The following is a 16889-nucleotide window of genomic DNA, read 5'->3' on the forward strand; positions in this document are numbered from 1 at the left end:
TGTCAACCCTCACGCTACAGAAAACTCACCTTCCACAAAAGCTCTCCATATCTCTGGCATACACTCCAGCTCCTCCTTCACTATCTTCTGTACCACATCCTCTATACCCTTTATATCCCTTTTGGTCCTCACTTTCACGTCCACCACCTGTGGCTCGTTTATGGGTTTCCCTATCTGGGAAACTATGTAGCAGTAGGCTTCCTCCACACCTTCCACTTCTTTCACCACTCTCTTACTTATTATGTTGGCCACCGTGTTGTAGATCTTACCCACGTGAGAGATGGGGTTTTTACCTGCAGCAGCCTCCAAGCTCATGGGTCTGTAGGGTGTTATTAGACCGTTGACCCTGTTGCCTCTGCCCACCTGTCCGTCATCTCCGTTCTCCGCAGATGTACCTGTCACCGTTATGTAAACGTTCCCCTCCTCTTTCTTATCGCCTGTGTTAATGAATACCTCCAGTTCTCTTCCCAAAAGGTTCTGAAGGTACTCTTTCAGTTTTAGCTGTATAGCTTCCTTCCTCTGGAAGTAGTCGTCCAAGTTTTTGATGTACCTGCTTACGAAGGCTAAGGCTACTGTGATACGAATCCTATCTTTGGTTCTCACTCCCATCACCTTTATGTCTTCCCCTATCTCGGGATGCTCTTCCTTTAGATGCTCGTTGAGAAACCGCTCCGCTTCGTAAACGGCTTTTTCCAGAGGGTCAAAGGGTGCAAAACCTACACCAAAGGAGGTGTCGTTGGCACGCGGTACATCGCCCTCCTTCTGGTAACGCTCGAAAATACCAACCAGGTCTTTACTACCCGGTCTTATGCGAGCCTCTACCTTCACGTGTCTGTTAAAGTCCAGATGTCTTATGTTTTCCGAAAGCCATTCTCTGACGGTTTCTTCTACCAGATCCTGCGCATTTAGCTTATGTCCGTTCACTTGGAGAACAGCCCTTCCCACCAGATATATCTCTATCGGTTCTTTTACCTCACCCCCACCAAAGACAGGTTCTGCCACACCACCCACCAGTAACGCCTTGTCCACATTGTGGTGTAATACAAAACCCGCCTTATCTAAATACCAGCGACAGAGCCTTCTGGAAAGCTCCTCCGCCAAAAGGTCACATATGGTGTCAGGGTGGCCTGTACCCTTCCTCTCCACTATCTCCACATCTTGCTGGTAAACAGGTTCAAAAGTCATAGGTGACACTACTATCTGACCCACCTTCTTAACCTCCTATCCCAAATTATAAACCTAGCATATCTGTAGCCGAGGCTAAAAGTTGCTGGAGATCCTCCTGTGTGTTCATCTCACCGTAAACCCTTATGAGAGGCTCCGTTCCGGATGCTCTCATCAAAAGCCATCCTCCTCCTTGGAAGAAGAGCTTAAGACCGTCCAAGGTACTCACGTGGCTAACAGAAAACCTCCCTACCTTCTCAGGTGGGTTTTGCAGCAAGTTTTTCAGCTTTTCCTTGGTTTTCTCATCTACGTGGAGATCTATTCTGCTGTAATAGGTGCGCCCGTATTCTCTCCATACGTCCTGCACCAAATCTGAGAGGCTTTTACCTCTCTCTAAAAGCATCTCTACTATGTTGAGGGCCGAGAATATACCATCCCTTTCAGGTAGGAAATGGGTGAGACCAAAACCCCCACTCTCTTCTCCACCCATCAGCACCTTTTCCCGCTGCATTATCTCGTTAATGTGTTTGAAGCCTACAGGTACCTCTATCAGTTTCAAGCCCTCCCTCGCGCACACAACATCCACCAGCTGAGTAGTAGATACCGTTTTTACCACCACACCATCTTTCATACCTTTATCCTTCACCAGATGAAGAAGTAGAAGCACGTAAACCAGCTGAGTGTTTACAAAACTTCCCTTTTCGTCCACTAAAGCTAACCTGTCGCCGTCTCCGTCGTTGGCCACTCCCAGATGGGCTCCTATACTTCTCACCTTCTCCATGAGGGGAGAAAGGTACTTCTCTACTGGCTCGGGTGCATGTCCACCGAAAAGAGGATCGTGTCTGTGCCTTATTGACACTACTGATACTTCCGTACCTGCGAGGACCTTCTCCAGAAGACCGGCAGAGGAACCGTACATAGGATCATGCACCACCAAAAGAGGGTACTCTTTCAGAAGCTCCATGTTCACCTTCTGTCTTACAATGTTTATGTATGTCTTCTCTATGTCTATTCTCTCAATTCCGGTAGTGGGTGGAGGTTTCACGTTAGTTATCTTCTCCAAGTGCTCTTCTACCTCTCTTATAAACTCTGTGGTTGCTGCTCCACCTGAAGATTCCTTTATCTTATACCCGTTGTACTGGGGAGGGTTATGGGATGCCGTTATCATAACACCTCCGTCAAAGCCCATGTATCGCACTGCAAAGGACACCATAGGGGTTGTACATTCCTTCTCCGAAAGGAACACCTCGAACCCCTCTTCTTTGAAAACACCAGCTACCTGAGTAGCAAAAGCCTCACTCAAGAATCTTCTGTCGTATCCCACCACTACCCTTTTGGCACCTTTATCTGCCAGAACCCTCGCATGAGCTAAAGCTACCCTGCGTACGTTTTCAAAAGTAAAGGTATCCCCTATAACTCCCCTCCAACCATCTGTACCGAACTTTATCATCTTACATCTCCGCAGGTGTTCTTTCGTAATATCTGCTGTTCCTATATCCGTAAAAGAAGTAGATGACAAGTCCCAGCAGATTCCAGAGAAGGAACCTCACCCACGTCTCCTTTCCGAGACCTGCCATAACAAACAGCAAGAGGGCCATATTAAGAGGCACGAAGAACCAGGCAGCTGGCAACTTAAAGGTAGGCTCTGCGTCACCCCGCCATCTTAGGAGAATAAGACCTACCGCCACCCAAAAGTAGGCAAAGAGAGTACCTATGTTGACCAACTTGGCTAGATCTTCCAGAGGGAGGAAGCCACCCAAGAGAGAGATGACGAGACCCCCCAAAAGGGTAGCACGGTAAGGTGTTCTGAAACGTGGGTGCACCTCAGAAAGCCAAAGGGGTAAGAGTCCATCTCTGGAGAGGGCAAACACAACCCGTGTGAACCCCAGTCCCATCACGATCATCACGCTGGTGATGGTGATGATGGCTCCGGTGGCTATCAAAGATCCCAGTGTGTGGTTCCCTGTGCGAAACATGGCGTAAGCAAGGGCATCCGGCACGTTCAGTTCTTTGTAGTTCACCATCCCCACCAGAGTAAAGCTTACAACTATGTAGAGGGCTGTGCTTATAGCTAAAGACAGTATCAGGCCCGCAGGCAGCGTTCTTTTGGGATCCTTCGCCTCTTCTGCCACGGTGGATACTGCATCAAAACCCAAGTAAGCGAATATTATCATAGAAGCGGCATGCCACACACCTGTAAGACCATAAGGGAGGAAGGGGTTTAGGTTATCAAAGTTTATATGGGGTAGACCGAAGACAACAAAAACCAACAAAGTGATCAGTTTTATGCCCACCATAATGTTGTTAACAGTAGCACTCTCCTTTATGCCTACGGTGAGTAACAGGAAGACAGCCACGAGAGCAAGAAAGGCCAGAAGATCTATAAAGGTTCCTTTTTCCAGATTGAAGGGACCAGACAGAAAGGTGGGAAGCTCAAGACCAAGATTCTCTTTCAGTAAAGTCCTCATGTAACCTGACCAACCTGTGGCAACGGCGGCGGTGGCCACTCCGTACTCCACTATAAGGTTCCAAGCCACCAGCCAAGCTACAAACTCTCCTACAGTAGCGTAAGTGTAGCTGTAGGCGCTTCCTGATATAGGATACGCGGTACTAAGTTCAGCATAGATGAAGGCACTTATACCTACTACCACAGCACATAGCAAAAATGCCAACACTATACCGGGTCCTGCGTACGCGTGAGCTACTTTACCTGTTATGACAAATATACCAGCGCCTATGATACCTCCTATACCTAAAGCCACCAGGTCTACGACACCCAGTTTTCTTACTAACTTACCCTCCTCTACTGTGTAACACTTTCTTCTGAGAAGATCCATAGGATAAAATTATAAAAGTTCCCTAACGCCTTTTGTATATGAAGATCAGGACCTTCCCCGACTGTTTTTCCTCCCTTATAGCACAGATATGGGTAGGTTCCTCCAACTCTTCACTACTCACCGTGTTACTCTTCCTGTTAAGGTAGTACACCCTATCGTTGATATGATTCTTCTTATCAAACTCGGTAAGGTCCTTTATCTCCAGACCTATGTGGGCTGTTCTGTACCCGTAGATGATACCCAACAGGAAGGCCAGACTTTTATCTTTGTTTACCTCCAACTTTCTCAAAGTTTCTTCTTCCTCCTGAGATAGGCTGGGATGTCCTCTACCTCAGGCTGTACCGGTTCTATGGGAGTTTCAGGTACCACCTTCTTCAGGTCCTTCTGCTCCTTCTTTACCACCTTAAACTGGCTCTGTTCTTTGGCACCCTCAAAGTCGGTGGCCACAACAGCCACACGCATAAAGTTCTCCTTACCTTCTTCCAGGACAGCACCGAATATGATGAGAGCATCTTCGTGAGCTGCCTCCCTTATCCTGGTGATGGCCTCCTCCACATCCCTGAAAGGAACATCCTCACTCACCCACAAAGTTACGAGAAGTCTACGGGCACCTTCCACTGTGTTACCCTCCAGCAACGGAGAGGACACAGCCTGTTCTATAGCTGTTTCTCTCTTACCGTCTCCCCTTGCTTCTCCCATTCCTATAAGGGCTAACCCTCCTTTCTCCATTACCGTTCTTACATCCGCAAAATCCACATTTATCAAGGCAGGCGTCACCACTATGTTGGTTATCCCTCTGACCGCCTTGGAGAGGACCTCATCCACCAGACGAAAGGCATCCTTTATACTGAAGTTTCTATCAGCCAGTTCTACCAACTTCTGGTTATTTATCACTATGTAAGTATCCACAACATCCTTTAGCCTTTCCAGTCCCTCTAAAGCTGTCTGCATCCTTTTGGGTCCTTCAAAATGAAAGGGTTTTGTCACGACAGCCACTGTCAGTATACCCATCTCCTTGGCAGCTTCTGCTATCACAGGAGCCGCACCCGTACCTGTCCCTCCTCCCAAGCCTACAGCCAGAAACAGCATATCTGTTCCCCGTAACACCTCCTTTATGCGATCTATATCCTCTAAGGCAGCCTGTTCCCCTATCTCAGGTTTTGCTCCCGCACCAAGACCACGGGTCACTTTCTCTCCTATCTGTATACGGTTAGGTACCGCCAGAGAGGTGAGGTGTTGCACGTCCGTGTTTATGGCATATAACTCGACTCCTTCTATGCCGTCCAGGTACATTCTGTTGACGGCGTTGGAACCTCCACCACCCACACCGAAGACCTTTATTCTTGTAGGGTTAAGTCCCTGCATAAGTCCCTCCTCATAACACTTCCTTAAAGAAAGATTTTATCCTCTCCAGTAAAGAAGTAAAGCCTTTCTTACTGTCCTGAAGCTTGTTGACGTTGGGCGAAGATGTACTCCTCTTTACACGTTCTATGTCCTGAAAGCCCATCTTTATGAGTCCCACCGCGGTGGCATAGGACGGATCCTGTACCCTCTCCTTTAGACCTATCACTCCGGTGGGGTAACCTACCCTAACCGGGAGGTCGGTGTACCTCTCCAGAAACTCCCTCATACCTGCCAGCTTAGCACCACCTCCTGTTACCACAACGCCTGCGTGAAGGGAGCTCAGGCTTATACCTTGATACTCTACAGACTGTAGTACACTGTCCATTATTTCTTCCAGTCTTATCTGAATAACTTCCGATAGACTCCTCTTGCTTACAGTTGTCTCCTTCTCCTCACCCCTGGGTTTTATCTTTATCCTGTCTGATTCACTTACAAGGTCCGCTAAAGCGAAACCGTGTTCCAGTTTTATCTTCTCTGCCTGTTCTGTAGTTATCTTCATAAAGTGAGCTATATCTTTGGTGATACTGTTACCTCCCATAGGCACGCTCCCTGTAAGCAAGGGAGAACCTTCCACAAATAGGATGAAGCTGGTCAAGCCTGCCCCCATGTCTAAAAGAAGAACCCCTTCCTCCTTCTCTTCCTGAGAAAGAACAGCCTCCGCAGACGCCAGCACCGATAGGTATCTCCCCGCTATCTTAAGACCTGCTGTGTGTAACACCTTCTCCATGTTCCTTAAGCTACTGACGTGTACCTTTGTGACGTGTACCTCCGCAGACAGTCTGGATCCTAAGAGACCTACCGGATCGATCACTCCTTCCTGGTCATCCAGAATAAACTTCCTGGGTATGGCAGCTATTATCTCGTAGCCTTCTTCACGGGCTCTAGTGGTGGCCCTCTCTATCAGCCGTTCTATGTGGGACTCGTCAATCTCCACAGGTTGAGGCGCCACACTTATGGTGTCCTTCTCGTTTTGACTCTTTATTCCTGCCGACGCCACACCCACTATGATATTGTCAACTCTCGTGCCGGCCATCTCCTGGGCTTCCTTAACGCTGCGTGTCACTGTCTGAACAGCCAGATCGAGACGTGTGATGTACCCCCTGTCTATTCCTTTGGAGGGTGTTTCGCCTATACCTATGATATGTATGTCTCCATAGCTGTCCATCTCCCCCACAAGGGCTACTGTTTTGCTGGTACCCGCATCTAGACTCATAAGCAACTTCATGGCTTTTCCTTCACCACCGCCAAGTTCTCTCTCAAAACCACTATCTCCTTAACCCCCTTAGAAACATTATAGACTCTTTCTATTGTTGAGAGTATTGGTTCTTCAATCTCCTGACAGGGGGGTAACACCAACTTCTTGCCTTCTCCATATAGCACAGTGGCACCGTCTGTGAGATAGATCTCCCACTTATCCTCTGAAAGTTTTTTAAGTGAGGAGGTAAGCTGGACCAACTTTTTACTTACCTCCAGAAGGTATGTTTGGCTATGGGTGTAGACTATGATGGGGGGTGTGGGAAAGGTAGGGTAGTAGAAGGGTTGACCGTCAGTATCAAAGTAGAGGACCTTGTCCTCCACCATGGCTGCAAAGAGAGGCTCCCTCTCCTGAACCTGGATGGTAAGATAGACGCCGTCCTTTTGAAAGGTTCTCTTTATGTGAAGGCTTTTGACAGAGTTACCCGAGTAGCTTTGAAGGGTCCTCAGAAACCTATCCTCCGTCATAAAAAGCCAGTTGTTTTTGAAATACATCAGAGTTTTGAAGAAAACATCCTGTGGCAGAAACCTGTTTCCCTCCAGGTATACTCCGCGTACCTTAAAGAACTCTATGGAGTCAAGGAAGTAAGGAAGAAAAAAGCCCGCCACAGACATGAAAATTATCCAGAGGCCTATTAGGCTGTTATCTAATATCTTATGTCTATTTTTGCTCCCCCCTTTGTTCATCATGTTAATTATGATAACAAGATATGTACCATCTGAGCAAAATCAATGCCTGCTTTATTACAAGCCATGGGGAACAAACTTAGCTCCGTCATCCCCGGTATAGTGTTCACCTCCAGTACGTAGGGGGTACCATCGTCGGACAGCCTGAAGTCTATCCTCGACATATCCTTCAGTTCCAGTAAGGTGTGTACCTTTAGAGCTATTTCCTGTAGCTTTTCCACCACAGAGGGATCCTCCACAAATACATATTCGGTCATTCCCTTCGTGTATTTACTTTCGTAATCGTACACTCCCTTCTTTGGTCTTATCTCTATGGGTGGAAGGGGTTTGTCTTTAAGTATACCCACCGTTACGTCCTTTCCTTGTATGAACTCCTCTATAAGGGCTTTTTGGGAAACTTTCCAGACTTCTTCAAGAGCTAACGTAAGATCCTCCTCTTTCTCCACCACATGTAGTCCTATGCTGGATCCTTGGTCGGCGGGTTTTACCACCGCAGGAAATAGGTTCCACCGGAAGGGAGCGTTTCTTTTTACGGCGATCCAACGGGGCACAGGTATACCATGGAAAGCCAGTATCTTCTTCGTGAAGTCCTTGTCCATAGCAAGGGCGCTGGCCAAAACACCACTACCCACGTAAGGAATACCCAAAAGATCAAGAACAGCCTGAACCCTTCCATCTTCGCCGTAAGGGCCGTGTAAGGCTATGAAGACCTTATCGGGTTTTATCTCCAAGAGGCGTTGACAGAGATCCTCTGTCACATCAAGGGGAACTGCCTCGTGTCCCAACTGTCTGAGAGCTCTGAGAATGGCCTCCCCCGTTTTTAAAGATATCTCCCTTTCATAGGATCTTCCACCCATCAGAACGACGACCTTCAACGATTCTCACCTCCTCTTCCAAGGTTATACCTAACTCTCTGTAAACTTTATCTTTGGCTATCTGGATAAGCTCTGTGGCTTCTTGGAAGGTGGCGCCTCCTAAGTTGATGATGAAGTTGGCGTGTATCTCTGAAAAAGCAACTCTGCCCAATCGGTAGCCTTTCAAACCCACCAGCTGGATGAGTCGACCAGCGTAATCTCCAGGTGGGTTTTTGAAGGTGGATCCACAGGTGGGTTGGTGGATGGGTTGGGTCTTCTTCCTCCTCTCTCTTATCTGGAGATACTCTTCATAAACTGGCTTTTCGGATCTTGGAAAGAGGAACTCTGCCCACACCACTATTCCCCACCTGGGAAAAGGTGAGTGGCGGTACGAGAAGTTTATCTCCTTTGCAGGAACACGGTGCAGCCGACCGTCCCAGTCCAGAAAGGCCACATGGGTAAGGTGCTGAGATATTTCGTAGCCAAAGGCTCCCGCGTTCATAGCTACCGCACCACCCACGGTGGCCGGGAAACCCGCTAACCGGTATAGACCTTCCAAGTTTTCCTTAAGGGCCAGCTGGATGAGGGTCTTCAGGGGTTCTCCTGCCATAACTTTAACCTTCAAACCATCCTTCTCTTCCCTTACCCACATACCTCTCATATATCTGGTACTCACCACGAGACCCTCTACGTCGCCTACCAGCAAGTTAGCTCCCCTTCCCATAACCAGTATAGGAACGTCTTTCACCTTGGCCATCTGTATACACTGCCTTAGTTCCTCTTCCCTCTGCGGACTACAGAAGAGGTCAGCCACGCCTCCTATCTTCAGTGTTGTAAAGGGTGAGAGGCTCACTTTCTCTTCCTTCTGCATCAGAAATGCTCCAGCTGCGGATTCACAGGCAGTGTGCCGTACTTTGCACCCTCCACGCGCACCCTTCTACCCTCCAGTTTTACTCTACCCTCCGCTATCCATCTGACCGCCTGCGGTAGCACTCTGTGTTCGTAACTTAGTATCCTCTGGGACAAACTCTCCTCATCGTCGTGGGGTAAAAGAGGTACACAAGCCTGTATTATCACAGGGCCGTTGTCCAGCTCCTCAGTTACAAAGTGAACACTACATCCCGATATGAGCACACCGTACTCTACAGCTTGTTTTTGGGCTCTTACTCCCTGAAAGGCAGGTATAAGGGATGGGTGGATGTTGATGACTTTGTGGGGAAAGGCGGAGAGAAAAACCGATGACAGAACACGCATAAAACCTGCCAACACCACCAGCTCGACATCTCTCTCTCTCAAGAGATCCACCATGCGTTTTTCAAACTCTACCTTGTCTTTAAAATCCTTCCTTCTTACAACTGCGTAAGGTATACGATGATTTTCACAACGCTTTATGGCAAGGGCATCCTCTCTGTCAGATATAACGAAGACTATAGAAGCACCCAGTTTTCCCTGCTCCATGGCATCTATGAGGGCCTGTAAGTTGGACCCCCTTCCCGATACCAAAACTCCCACCTTCATTCTCTTCTCCTCAGAGCGGGAAACAGGATCACCTCTCTTATAGAATCAACGTCAGCCAGTATCATCACCAGTCTGTCTATACCTATCCCCTCTCCTGCCGTGGGAGGCATACCGTACTCAAGAGCTTTTACAAAGTCCTCGTCCAGCTCCATAGCCTCTTCGTCACCCATCTCCTTTTCTCTCAGCTGTTGTAAAAATCTTTCTCTCTGCTCTATAGGGTCGTTAAGTTCCGAGTAGGCGTTGGCCAGCTCACTGCCTGCCACAAACAGCTCAAATCTTTCTACCAGATCAGGATCCTCCCTGTGTCTCTTGGCAAGGGGAGAAAGAAGGGCAGGGAAGTCTATAACAAAGCATGGTCCCCAAAGTTCCTCTTCCACCAACCTGTCAAATATCTTGTCAATAAGCTTAGCGTGGGTCAGTTTTTCCGCGTTGGGTATACCTATGTCCAGCGCCAGCTTCCTCACACCTTCCTCGTCTCTGAGGAAAAAGTCCTTATCCTTACCTGTTTTCTCCTTCAGAAGATCAAAGTAACGGTAAACACGGTAGGGGGGTGTGAAATCCAACAGTCTGCCTTGATAGGTTATGGTAAGACCTCCCATCACCTCAGTGAGTATGTGGGTGAAGAGTTCCTCTGTAAAGGCCATGAGGTCTTTGTAATCCCAGTAAGCACAGTAAAATTCCACCATGGTGAACTCTGGGTTGTGGGTGGTGTCTACACCCTCGTTGCGGAAGTTCTTTCCTAGTTCGTAAACCTTCAGAAGACCACCTACTATCAACCTCTTCAGGTAAAGTTCAGGCGCTATGCGCAGATAAAGGTTCTGTTCTAAGTAGTTGTGGTAGGTAACAAAAGGTTTGGCGTTAGCTCCTGAAGCCACAGGCTGCAGGATAGGTGTTTCCACCTCCACAAAACCCTTACTCTCCAGAAACCTCCTCACCTCAGTGATAACCCTTGATCGGAGTAAAAGGATTTCCCTGGTCTTGGGGTTAGCTATCAGATCCAGATACCTCTGGCGGTAGCGTACCTCCACATCTTTAAGACCGTGCCACTTTTCGGGTAGAGGGTGAAGGCTCTTTGCCAACAGGGTGTATTCCTGAACCTCCACCGTAAGCTCTCCGGTACTTGTTCTAAAGAGCTTACCTTTAACGCCGATGACATCCCCGGGATCCACAGTATCCTCAAACTCTTTAAAGGCCTCTTCCCCCAGCAGATCCTTCCTTATGTATATCTGTATCTTTCCGGTAGCGTCCTGTAGATGCCCAAAAACCGCTTTACCCATAAACCTGAGGCTTATAAGTCTTCCCGCTACCGATACTTCTCTGTTGTCCGGATCTTTGTCGTATCTGCGGAGGATCTCCTTTACACTTAGGGCAGGGTCCTGGGATCTGCACGCCTGCAGGAGGGTGAGTTTTCCATCCTTTCTTACGAGACTACCTTCCAGAACACACTCCTCTCCTGTCTGAAGGCTTTCGGTGGTGATGACCACCAGCTCACCACCTTCGGGATCTGCCAGTCTCACGTAGAAGGAGCCTTCCTGTAAAGCGGACACCCTCTTGACTACTCCGCGCACTCTCAGGTTCTCACCTTTGGGATCTTCTTCCCACTCTCTTCTTATGTCTCCTATAGATCCGCTGGTGGGATACCGGTAAGGGTAGGCTTTTCCTTGTTCTTTTAGGCGGAGAAGTTTTTCCAGACGAGACCTTTCCATAAGCAGAAAATTATAAAGCTGTTGCGATATCTCTGAGTTTTTCCAAGTAGCGTAGCTCCTCCCAGGGTAGTCCTTCCTTGCCAAAGTGTCCGTAGCAGGCTGTTTTCTTGTATATGGGTTTTCTAAGATCCAAAAACTCTATTATCTGGCGTGGACTTGTAGGGAAAATCTCCAGTAGAGCCTTTACTATCTTTTCTTTCTCCAGTTTTTCAGTACCGTAGGTTTCTACATCAAAAGCTATCATTTCACTTACACCAAAGGCGTAGGCCATCTGCACCAAACATCTGTCGGCAAGACCGGAAGCTACCACATGCTTTGCCATCATACGAGCCAAGTAAGAGGCTGATCTGTCCGTTTTGGTGGGATCCTTACCAGAGAAGGCACTTCCTCCAGAGTAAGCGGTGTCACCATAAGCATCTGAAACTATCTTTCTGCCCGTCTGTCCCACATCCGCCACCGGACCACCCAACACAAACCTGCCAGATGGATTGACCAAAACACGGGTGTGAGAGGTCATATACTTTTCCGGTAGGACCTTCTTTATTACCTCCTCGTAGATAAACTCACGGAGTTTTTCGGGAGACACATCTGGATCGTGCTGTGTGTAAACAATGATATCCTTGGCAGAAACAGGTTTATGGTTCTCATACAGCACCGTTATGAGAACTTTCCCGTCCGGTCTAAGAAAAGGGGCTTTACCAGACTTTCTGATATCGGCCAGACGCTTGGAGATAGAGTGAGCAAGGGTTATGGGTAGAGGCATGTAACTGTCTGTCTCGTTACAGGCGTAACCCACCACCGTGGCTGTATCTCCGGCACCTTCCCCTGAAATACCTAAGGCTATATCAGGGCTCTGCTCTTCTATGGAAGTTATCACAGCAGAGGCATCCGCATCAAAGCCGTACTCGGGTCTTGTGTAACCTACCTCCTTTATGGTGTTTCTCACTACCGTAGGTATATCCACGTACCCTTCCGTTGACACGTGACCTGCCACAAAGGTCATACCTGATATGACAACCACTTCGAGGGATACCCTGCTGTATGGGTCTTTCTTCAAAAACTCGTCCAGGAGAGCATCGGCTATAAGATCCGCCAGCTTATCGGGATGGCCTTCTGTGGGTGACTCTGCCATACGAACAGATATTCCCATGATAGCTAAGTTATATTATAATTCCATTCTTATGAAGTACGACGTGATAGTGGTAGGAGGAGGCGCTTCTGGGTTGTCATGTATTCTCACCTTGGTTTCTTCCAGGTCCAGAGGCTGGGCGTGGGCAGAAAACAGAAAATACGCCCTTTTTGACACCAACGGTTCGGATCTGTATAAGGCCTATCTCAAGAACGTACCGGGTGTAGAGCCTAAAACAGGTTCACAACTCATAGAGTTCATCAGGAAGCAGATCCAAGAGTGGGGTGGTGCTGAGTTTTTCCAGGAGAAGGTGAGCAGGATAGAGAGAACAGAGGACGGTTGGAAACTGTCTACCGAACTAGGTAAGGAGTATGAGGCTTCCTTTGTGGTACTGGCCACTGGGTTTCACAGTTTTGACATAGAAGTAAAAGGTGCTGACATTCAGGTTGTGGAAAATCCCAGATCACCAAAGCCCGGAAGGATCATGATAAAACACGTGGATTTTGAGGTAGCTCCCAACCTGTTTGTAACGGGTACATTGGCAGGTCTTAGCTCCCACTTTACTTCTTGTGCAGGTTCCGGGGTGGAGGTGGCTGCGGAGATACTTTCTCGTATGGCGGGTAAACGCATAGTCATACACGACGTGCCTCAGGAGTGAGAAGATACATAGTACCAACCTTTCTTTTCCTCGCCTCCGCCCTTCTTCTTCATTTTCTGATACCTCACGAGACTTTATGGCATATATGGCAGCAGCTTTCGCCCACCTCAGTGTTTTATGCTTTTCTGTTTTACACATTAAGTCAGATAGTGAGAAGCTTAAGGTGGAAAATACTTTTGAAAGAGCTTTCTACAGTGGATGTTTTTCTCATCAACAGCGCCAATGTATTTCTCAACAACCTTCTTCCTGCCAGAACGGGTGAACTTAGCTGGTTCTTTTATGCCAGCAGAGCGGGTGTGAACCTAACAGCCTCTTTTTGGACCTTTTTAGTGGGGAGGCTTTACGATTTTTTGGCTCTCCTTCTTCTGTTAGCTCACTACATGTGGTTTGCTCTACCTATTCTACTTTTTTTATCCCTTTTCCTTTATAAACTGGTTTTTCTTTTGCCTTCTGTAGGTTGGCTGAAACAGCTTCGGGAACACGTGTCTAATAACATGAATCTGTCCGTTAGTTTTCTTCTTTTACTCTTCTCTTCCCTCTCTGTAATCCTCAAACTGGCGGCTGTTCTGGTACTTTTAGGTATCAAACCCAGTGTTCCTATAGTGCTTGGATTTGTGGGAGGTGAGCTCAGTACAGTTCTGCCTATACACAGCTTAGGGGGTTTGGGTACCTACGAGTTTGCCTTTGCTCTACCTGTGAAGCTTTTGGGTGAATCTATCCGTCCTTTTTTGGCTCATGCTTTCACTGTTCACAGCTTTCTCCTTGTTTCCTCAGCTCTTCTGGGAATTCCTTCTATGGTTCTTCTTCACCTTTATAACCCACGTAGAGGGTAAGGCCCTTCACATCCAGTATCTTCACTCTGTCACCTTTGCGGAGATCTTCCTGTGATACAGCGTTCCATATCTCACCTTTCACCATTACTTTACCTTTTCCCTTTACAAAATCTGTTATAACCTCTGCCTCTTCTCCTATCAACTCCTCAGCACCTGTCATCTTCTTCCTCTTCTGAGCCTGAAGCCCAAGACGTCCTATAAACAGAAAGAATAGGGCGGTAAACACCGCCATGCTGACCACCAAGCTTATGGGAATCCTACCGTAGGGAGAGTTGGGATCCACCAGTATAAAGGATCCTATGGCAACCGCCAAACTACCCGCCACCGCCAGAGCTCCCGAGAAAGGTGTCACAAGTTCCAGTACCAGAAGGACTATACCTGCCAATAACAACAAAAGACCCAACCAGTTGATTCCTATAATGCCAAGGCCATAGAGCCCCAAAAGGAGGCTGATGATTCCCACCGCACCGGGTAGCACGGTACCCGGGTTATAAAGTTCAAAGAAGATGCCGTAAAACCCTATCAGAAGTAACAGATAGGCTACTGTAGGGTTTGTAACCGTCATAAGAAACTTCTCCTTGAAACTCTGTTCTATGTATACCACCTGAGTATCCTTTGTCTTAAGTTGAATACTTCTGCCGTGCTTTACCACCGTACGCCCGTCTAGAAGGCGCAGAAGTTCCTTTTCGTCAGAAGCTATGAGGTCTATAACACCTTCTCTGAGAGCTTCTTGGGGAGTTAAGGCCAAACTCTCTTTTACCATCCTCTCCAGAACAGTAGCGTTCCTTCCCTTCTTCTGACTCATACTTCTTACAAAAGCCAACATATCCTGAAGAGCTTTTTCTTTAAGAGTTTTATCCTCTCCATCTCCTCCCATCTGCACGGGGTGTGCCGCTCCTATATTGGTGCCCGGTGCCATAGCTGCCACGTCCGCGAAGGTGGTAATAATAGCACCGGCAGAAGCAGCCCTACCACCCGGAGGATACACATAGACTACCACCACAACCGGCGTTTTTTCTATCTCCTGAAGTATTTTCCTCATAGAGGTCTCAAGCCCTCCCGGTGTGTTGAGTTTTAAAACAAAGATCTGAAAGGATCCTTCCTCCGCTTCTCTTATGGCTCTCTTTACGTACTCCTCCATAACAGGACTCACCACATCATCCCACTGTCCTATCAGCACTTTGCCCCAGCCCTGTACCAAAAGAACAAAAAGAATCAGTAGTATCCTCATAGGATATAGAATAAACCTATCTTGACAACAAAAAGGGTTTGGTTATATCATATAGCTGTAGGTAAGTAAGGAGGGTCCACATAGGACCCTTGTTATCTTGGCAACTGAATAGAGGGTTGGTATTTCTTTACAAGAGTGACTTTTAGGCATCTGGACATTTTTTAGTATTGATGTCTTGATGCAGAAATTTCTAATGCTTGAGAGAGTAAGCTCAGAGAGGGGTACTTTTGGGTGCTCTCCGAGACATCTGGAGTTTCCGAAAATAAACTTCATTTTGCGAAGGGTACCCCCTCTCTAAAGTTATTGATTCTGTAGGATAAGATTAATATGATGAGTTGGGGTTTCTAATGTACCGTGTGGAGTTGAAAGGGTATTTGCTGGCTGGTCTAAAAGCATGTTTAAAGTCTGTTTCTAATGTACCGTGTGGAGTTGAAAGGGTTTTGACTTCATACACTAAGCGCTCGTGGTAATATGTTTCTAATGTACCGTGTGGAGTTGAAAGGTCATGCTTTGAAATTTTACTTCTTCCTGCTATAATTGTGTTTCTAATGTACCGTGTGGAGTTGAAAGATATACTGGTTTAACTCTACAGGTTTTACTGGGCGACCCTTGCTGTGTTTCTAATGTACCGTGTGGAGTTGAAAGGTAAACATCTTCTACTATTATTTCCATTCCTGAAGCTAGTTTCTAATGTACCGTGTGGAGTTGAAAGTGATATGGGTATATCCCCCCTATACTCAGGAAAATCGTTTCTAATGTACCGTGTGGAGTTGAAAGGATGGGAACTTTTTTCATTGTGCCATCCTTTACCAGCGTTTCTAATGTACCGTGTGGAGTTGAAAGGATGGGAACTTTTTTCATTGTGCCATCCTTTACCAGCGTTTCTAATGTACCGTGTGGAGTTGAAAGGCACATGTGTATAGCCGATAGTGGCTTTCAAGCCCGTTTCTAATGTACCGTGTGGAGTTGAAAGGAGGAGTGTCTCCTGGCTCTCGGAAGAGAACGGCTGGAGTTTCTAATGTACCGTGTGGAGTTGAAAGAAAGAAGTTTGTAAGGAAGAGCTTTCACCTCTTCTTCGCGTTTCTAATGTACCGTGTGGAGTTGAAAGCTATAGCGATTTATGTGCTCCTCTGTAAGTTCGTAGAGGTTTCTAATGTACCGTGTGGAGTTGAAAGTCATCTATGAGATAGATGGCACTCTCATACACGGACATCTTGTTTCTAATGTACCGTGTGGAGTTGAAAGTGAGGGCGAAGAAGCTCAATCCTGTATTTCCGTAAAAGTTTCTAATGTACCGTGTGGAGTTGAAAGGACGGGCGTTCACTGAAAGAGTGTTCTTTTGTGGCTGTTTCTAATGTACCGTGTGGAGTTGAAAGTGTTAGCTAAAATGCCTGACCTGTAAATTGCCCTAATTTGGTTTCTAATGTACCGTGTGGAGTTGAAAGACTATCTGCTGATAGAGGTAGCATCTAGGGCATACAGGTTTCTAATGTACCGTGTGGAGTTGAAAGTTCATATAAGGATGTGTGCTTCTGTTTGTGATAGGGACGTTTCTAATGTACCGTGTGGAGTTGAAAGTTTTGTCCCAGTTGAGAAAAAAATTTTTTTTGTCGG

The 16889-nt window shown here is 47.2% G+C and carries 15 protein-coding genes and 1 CRISPR repeat array (1 of these 16 cut by a window edge); of the genes, 2 read left to right on the plus strand and 13 right to left on the minus strand.

The genetic code is table 11. From position 1 onward, the window contains the following. Positions 1–9: 9 nt before the first annotated feature. From THAL_RS01890 to metK, 12 genes are all read right to left on the minus strand, one after another. Positions 10–1209: a methionine adenosyltransferase gene (locus tag THAL_RS01890; RefSeq protein WP_012991422.1), complete on the minus strand. Its 1200-nt coding sequence runs from the start codon at positions 1207–1209 to the stop codon at positions 10–12. 22 nt (positions 1210–1231) lie between these two features. Then, positions 1232–2614 carry a phosphoglucomutase/phosphomannomutase family protein gene (locus THAL_RS01895; protein WP_012991423.1) on the minus strand — a complete coding sequence of 461 codons (1383 nt, stop codon included), beginning with the start codon at positions 2612–2614 and terminating at the stop codon, positions 1232–1234. Position 2615: 1 nt separating this feature from the next. Continuing rightward, positions 2616–4001 carry an amino acid permease gene (locus THAL_RS01900; RefSeq protein ID WP_012991424.1) on the minus strand — a complete coding sequence of 462 codons (1386 nt, stop codon included), beginning with the start codon at positions 3999–4001 and terminating at the stop codon, positions 2616–2618. 22 nt (positions 4002–4023) lie between these two features. Continuing rightward, a complete protein-coding gene (locus THAL_RS01905; protein ID WP_012991425.1) occupies positions 4024–4290 on the minus strand; it encodes a hypothetical protein in 267 nt (88 codons plus the stop codon). Beyond that, positions 4287–5366 (minus strand): cell division protein FtsZ, encoded by a 1080-nt coding sequence (ftsZ, locus tag THAL_RS01910; RefSeq protein WP_012991426.1) that lies wholly within the window; start codon positions 5364–5366, stop codon positions 4287–4289. The genes THAL_RS01905 and ftsZ overlap by 4 nt, the downstream gene beginning before the upstream one ends. Positions 5367–5376: 10 nt before the next feature. Then, positions 5377–6630: a cell division protein FtsA gene (ftsA, locus tag THAL_RS01915; RefSeq protein ID WP_012991427.1), complete on the minus strand. Its 1254-nt coding sequence runs from the start codon at positions 6628–6630 to the stop codon at positions 5377–5379. Beyond that, on the minus strand, positions 6627–7268 hold the full coding sequence (locus THAL_RS01920) for a cell division protein FtsQ/DivIB (RefSeq protein ID WP_148209088.1): 642 nt from the start codon (positions 7266–7268) through the stop codon (positions 6627–6629). The genes ftsA and THAL_RS01920 overlap by 4 nt, the downstream gene beginning before the upstream one ends. Positions 7269–7354: 86 nt before the next feature. Further along, positions 7355–8221 carry a D-alanine--D-alanine ligase family protein gene (locus THAL_RS01925; protein ID WP_012991429.1) on the minus strand — a complete coding sequence of 289 codons (867 nt, stop codon included), beginning with the start codon at positions 8219–8221 and terminating at the stop codon, positions 7355–7357. Continuing rightward, the gene (gene murB / locus THAL_RS01930; protein WP_012991430.1) at positions 8184–9071 is read right to left on the minus strand and encodes a UDP-N-acetylmuramate dehydrogenase; all 888 of its coding nucleotides are present in this window, start codon (positions 9069–9071) and stop codon (positions 8184–8186) included. The genes THAL_RS01925 and murB overlap by 38 nt, the downstream gene beginning before the upstream one ends. Further along, complete coding sequence (purN, locus tag THAL_RS01935; RefSeq protein ID WP_012991431.1) at positions 9071–9718, minus strand: phosphoribosylglycinamide formyltransferase; 648 nt, start codon at positions 9716–9718, stop codon at positions 9071–9073. The genes murB and purN overlap by 1 nt, the downstream gene beginning before the upstream one ends. Continuing rightward, positions 9715–11424, minus strand: a complete 1710-nt coding sequence (gene lysS, locus THAL_RS01940; protein ID WP_012991432.1) for a lysine--tRNA ligase — start codon at positions 11422–11424, stop codon at positions 9715–9717. The genes purN and lysS overlap by 4 nt, the downstream gene beginning before the upstream one ends. A 10-nt stretch (positions 11425–11434) precedes the next feature. Continuing rightward, on the minus strand, positions 11435–12574 hold the full coding sequence (gene metK / locus THAL_RS01945; RefSeq protein WP_041434068.1) for a methionine adenosyltransferase: 1140 nt from the start codon (positions 12572–12574) through the stop codon (positions 11435–11437). A gap of 31 nt (positions 12575–12605) precedes the next feature. Between metK and THAL_RS01950 the strand changes: the two genes are divergently transcribed. After that, positions 12606–13211, plus strand: coding sequence for an FAD/NAD(P)-binding protein (locus THAL_RS01950; RefSeq protein WP_012991434.1), 606 nt, complete (start codon positions 12606–12608; stop codon positions 13209–13211). Beyond that, positions 13208–14044, plus strand: a complete 837-nt coding sequence (locus THAL_RS01955) for a lysylphosphatidylglycerol synthase domain-containing protein (RefSeq protein ID WP_012991435.1) — start codon at positions 13208–13210, stop codon at positions 14042–14044. Before THAL_RS01950 ends, THAL_RS01955 begins: the two co-directional genes overlap by 4 nt. On the opposite strand, the gene THAL_RS01960 is transcribed toward THAL_RS01955, so the two are convergent. Further along, positions 14004–15275 carry an NfeD family protein gene (locus THAL_RS01960; protein ID WP_012991436.1) on the minus strand — a complete coding sequence of 424 codons (1272 nt, stop codon included), beginning with the start codon at positions 15273–15275 and terminating at the stop codon, positions 14004–14006. The two genes, THAL_RS01955 and THAL_RS01960, sit on opposite strands and share 41 nt — an antisense overlap. A 340-nt stretch (positions 15276–15615) precedes the next feature. After that, positions 15616–16889: a CRISPR direct-repeat array (repeat unit 29 nt; unit sequence GTTTCTAATGTACCGTGTGGAGTTGAAAG) (it continues 1106 nt past the right edge of the window).

The organism is Thermocrinis albus DSM 14484 (assembly GCF_000025605.1).
GTDB lineage: Bacteria > Aquificota > Aquificia > Aquificales > Aquificaceae > Thermocrinis > Thermocrinis albus.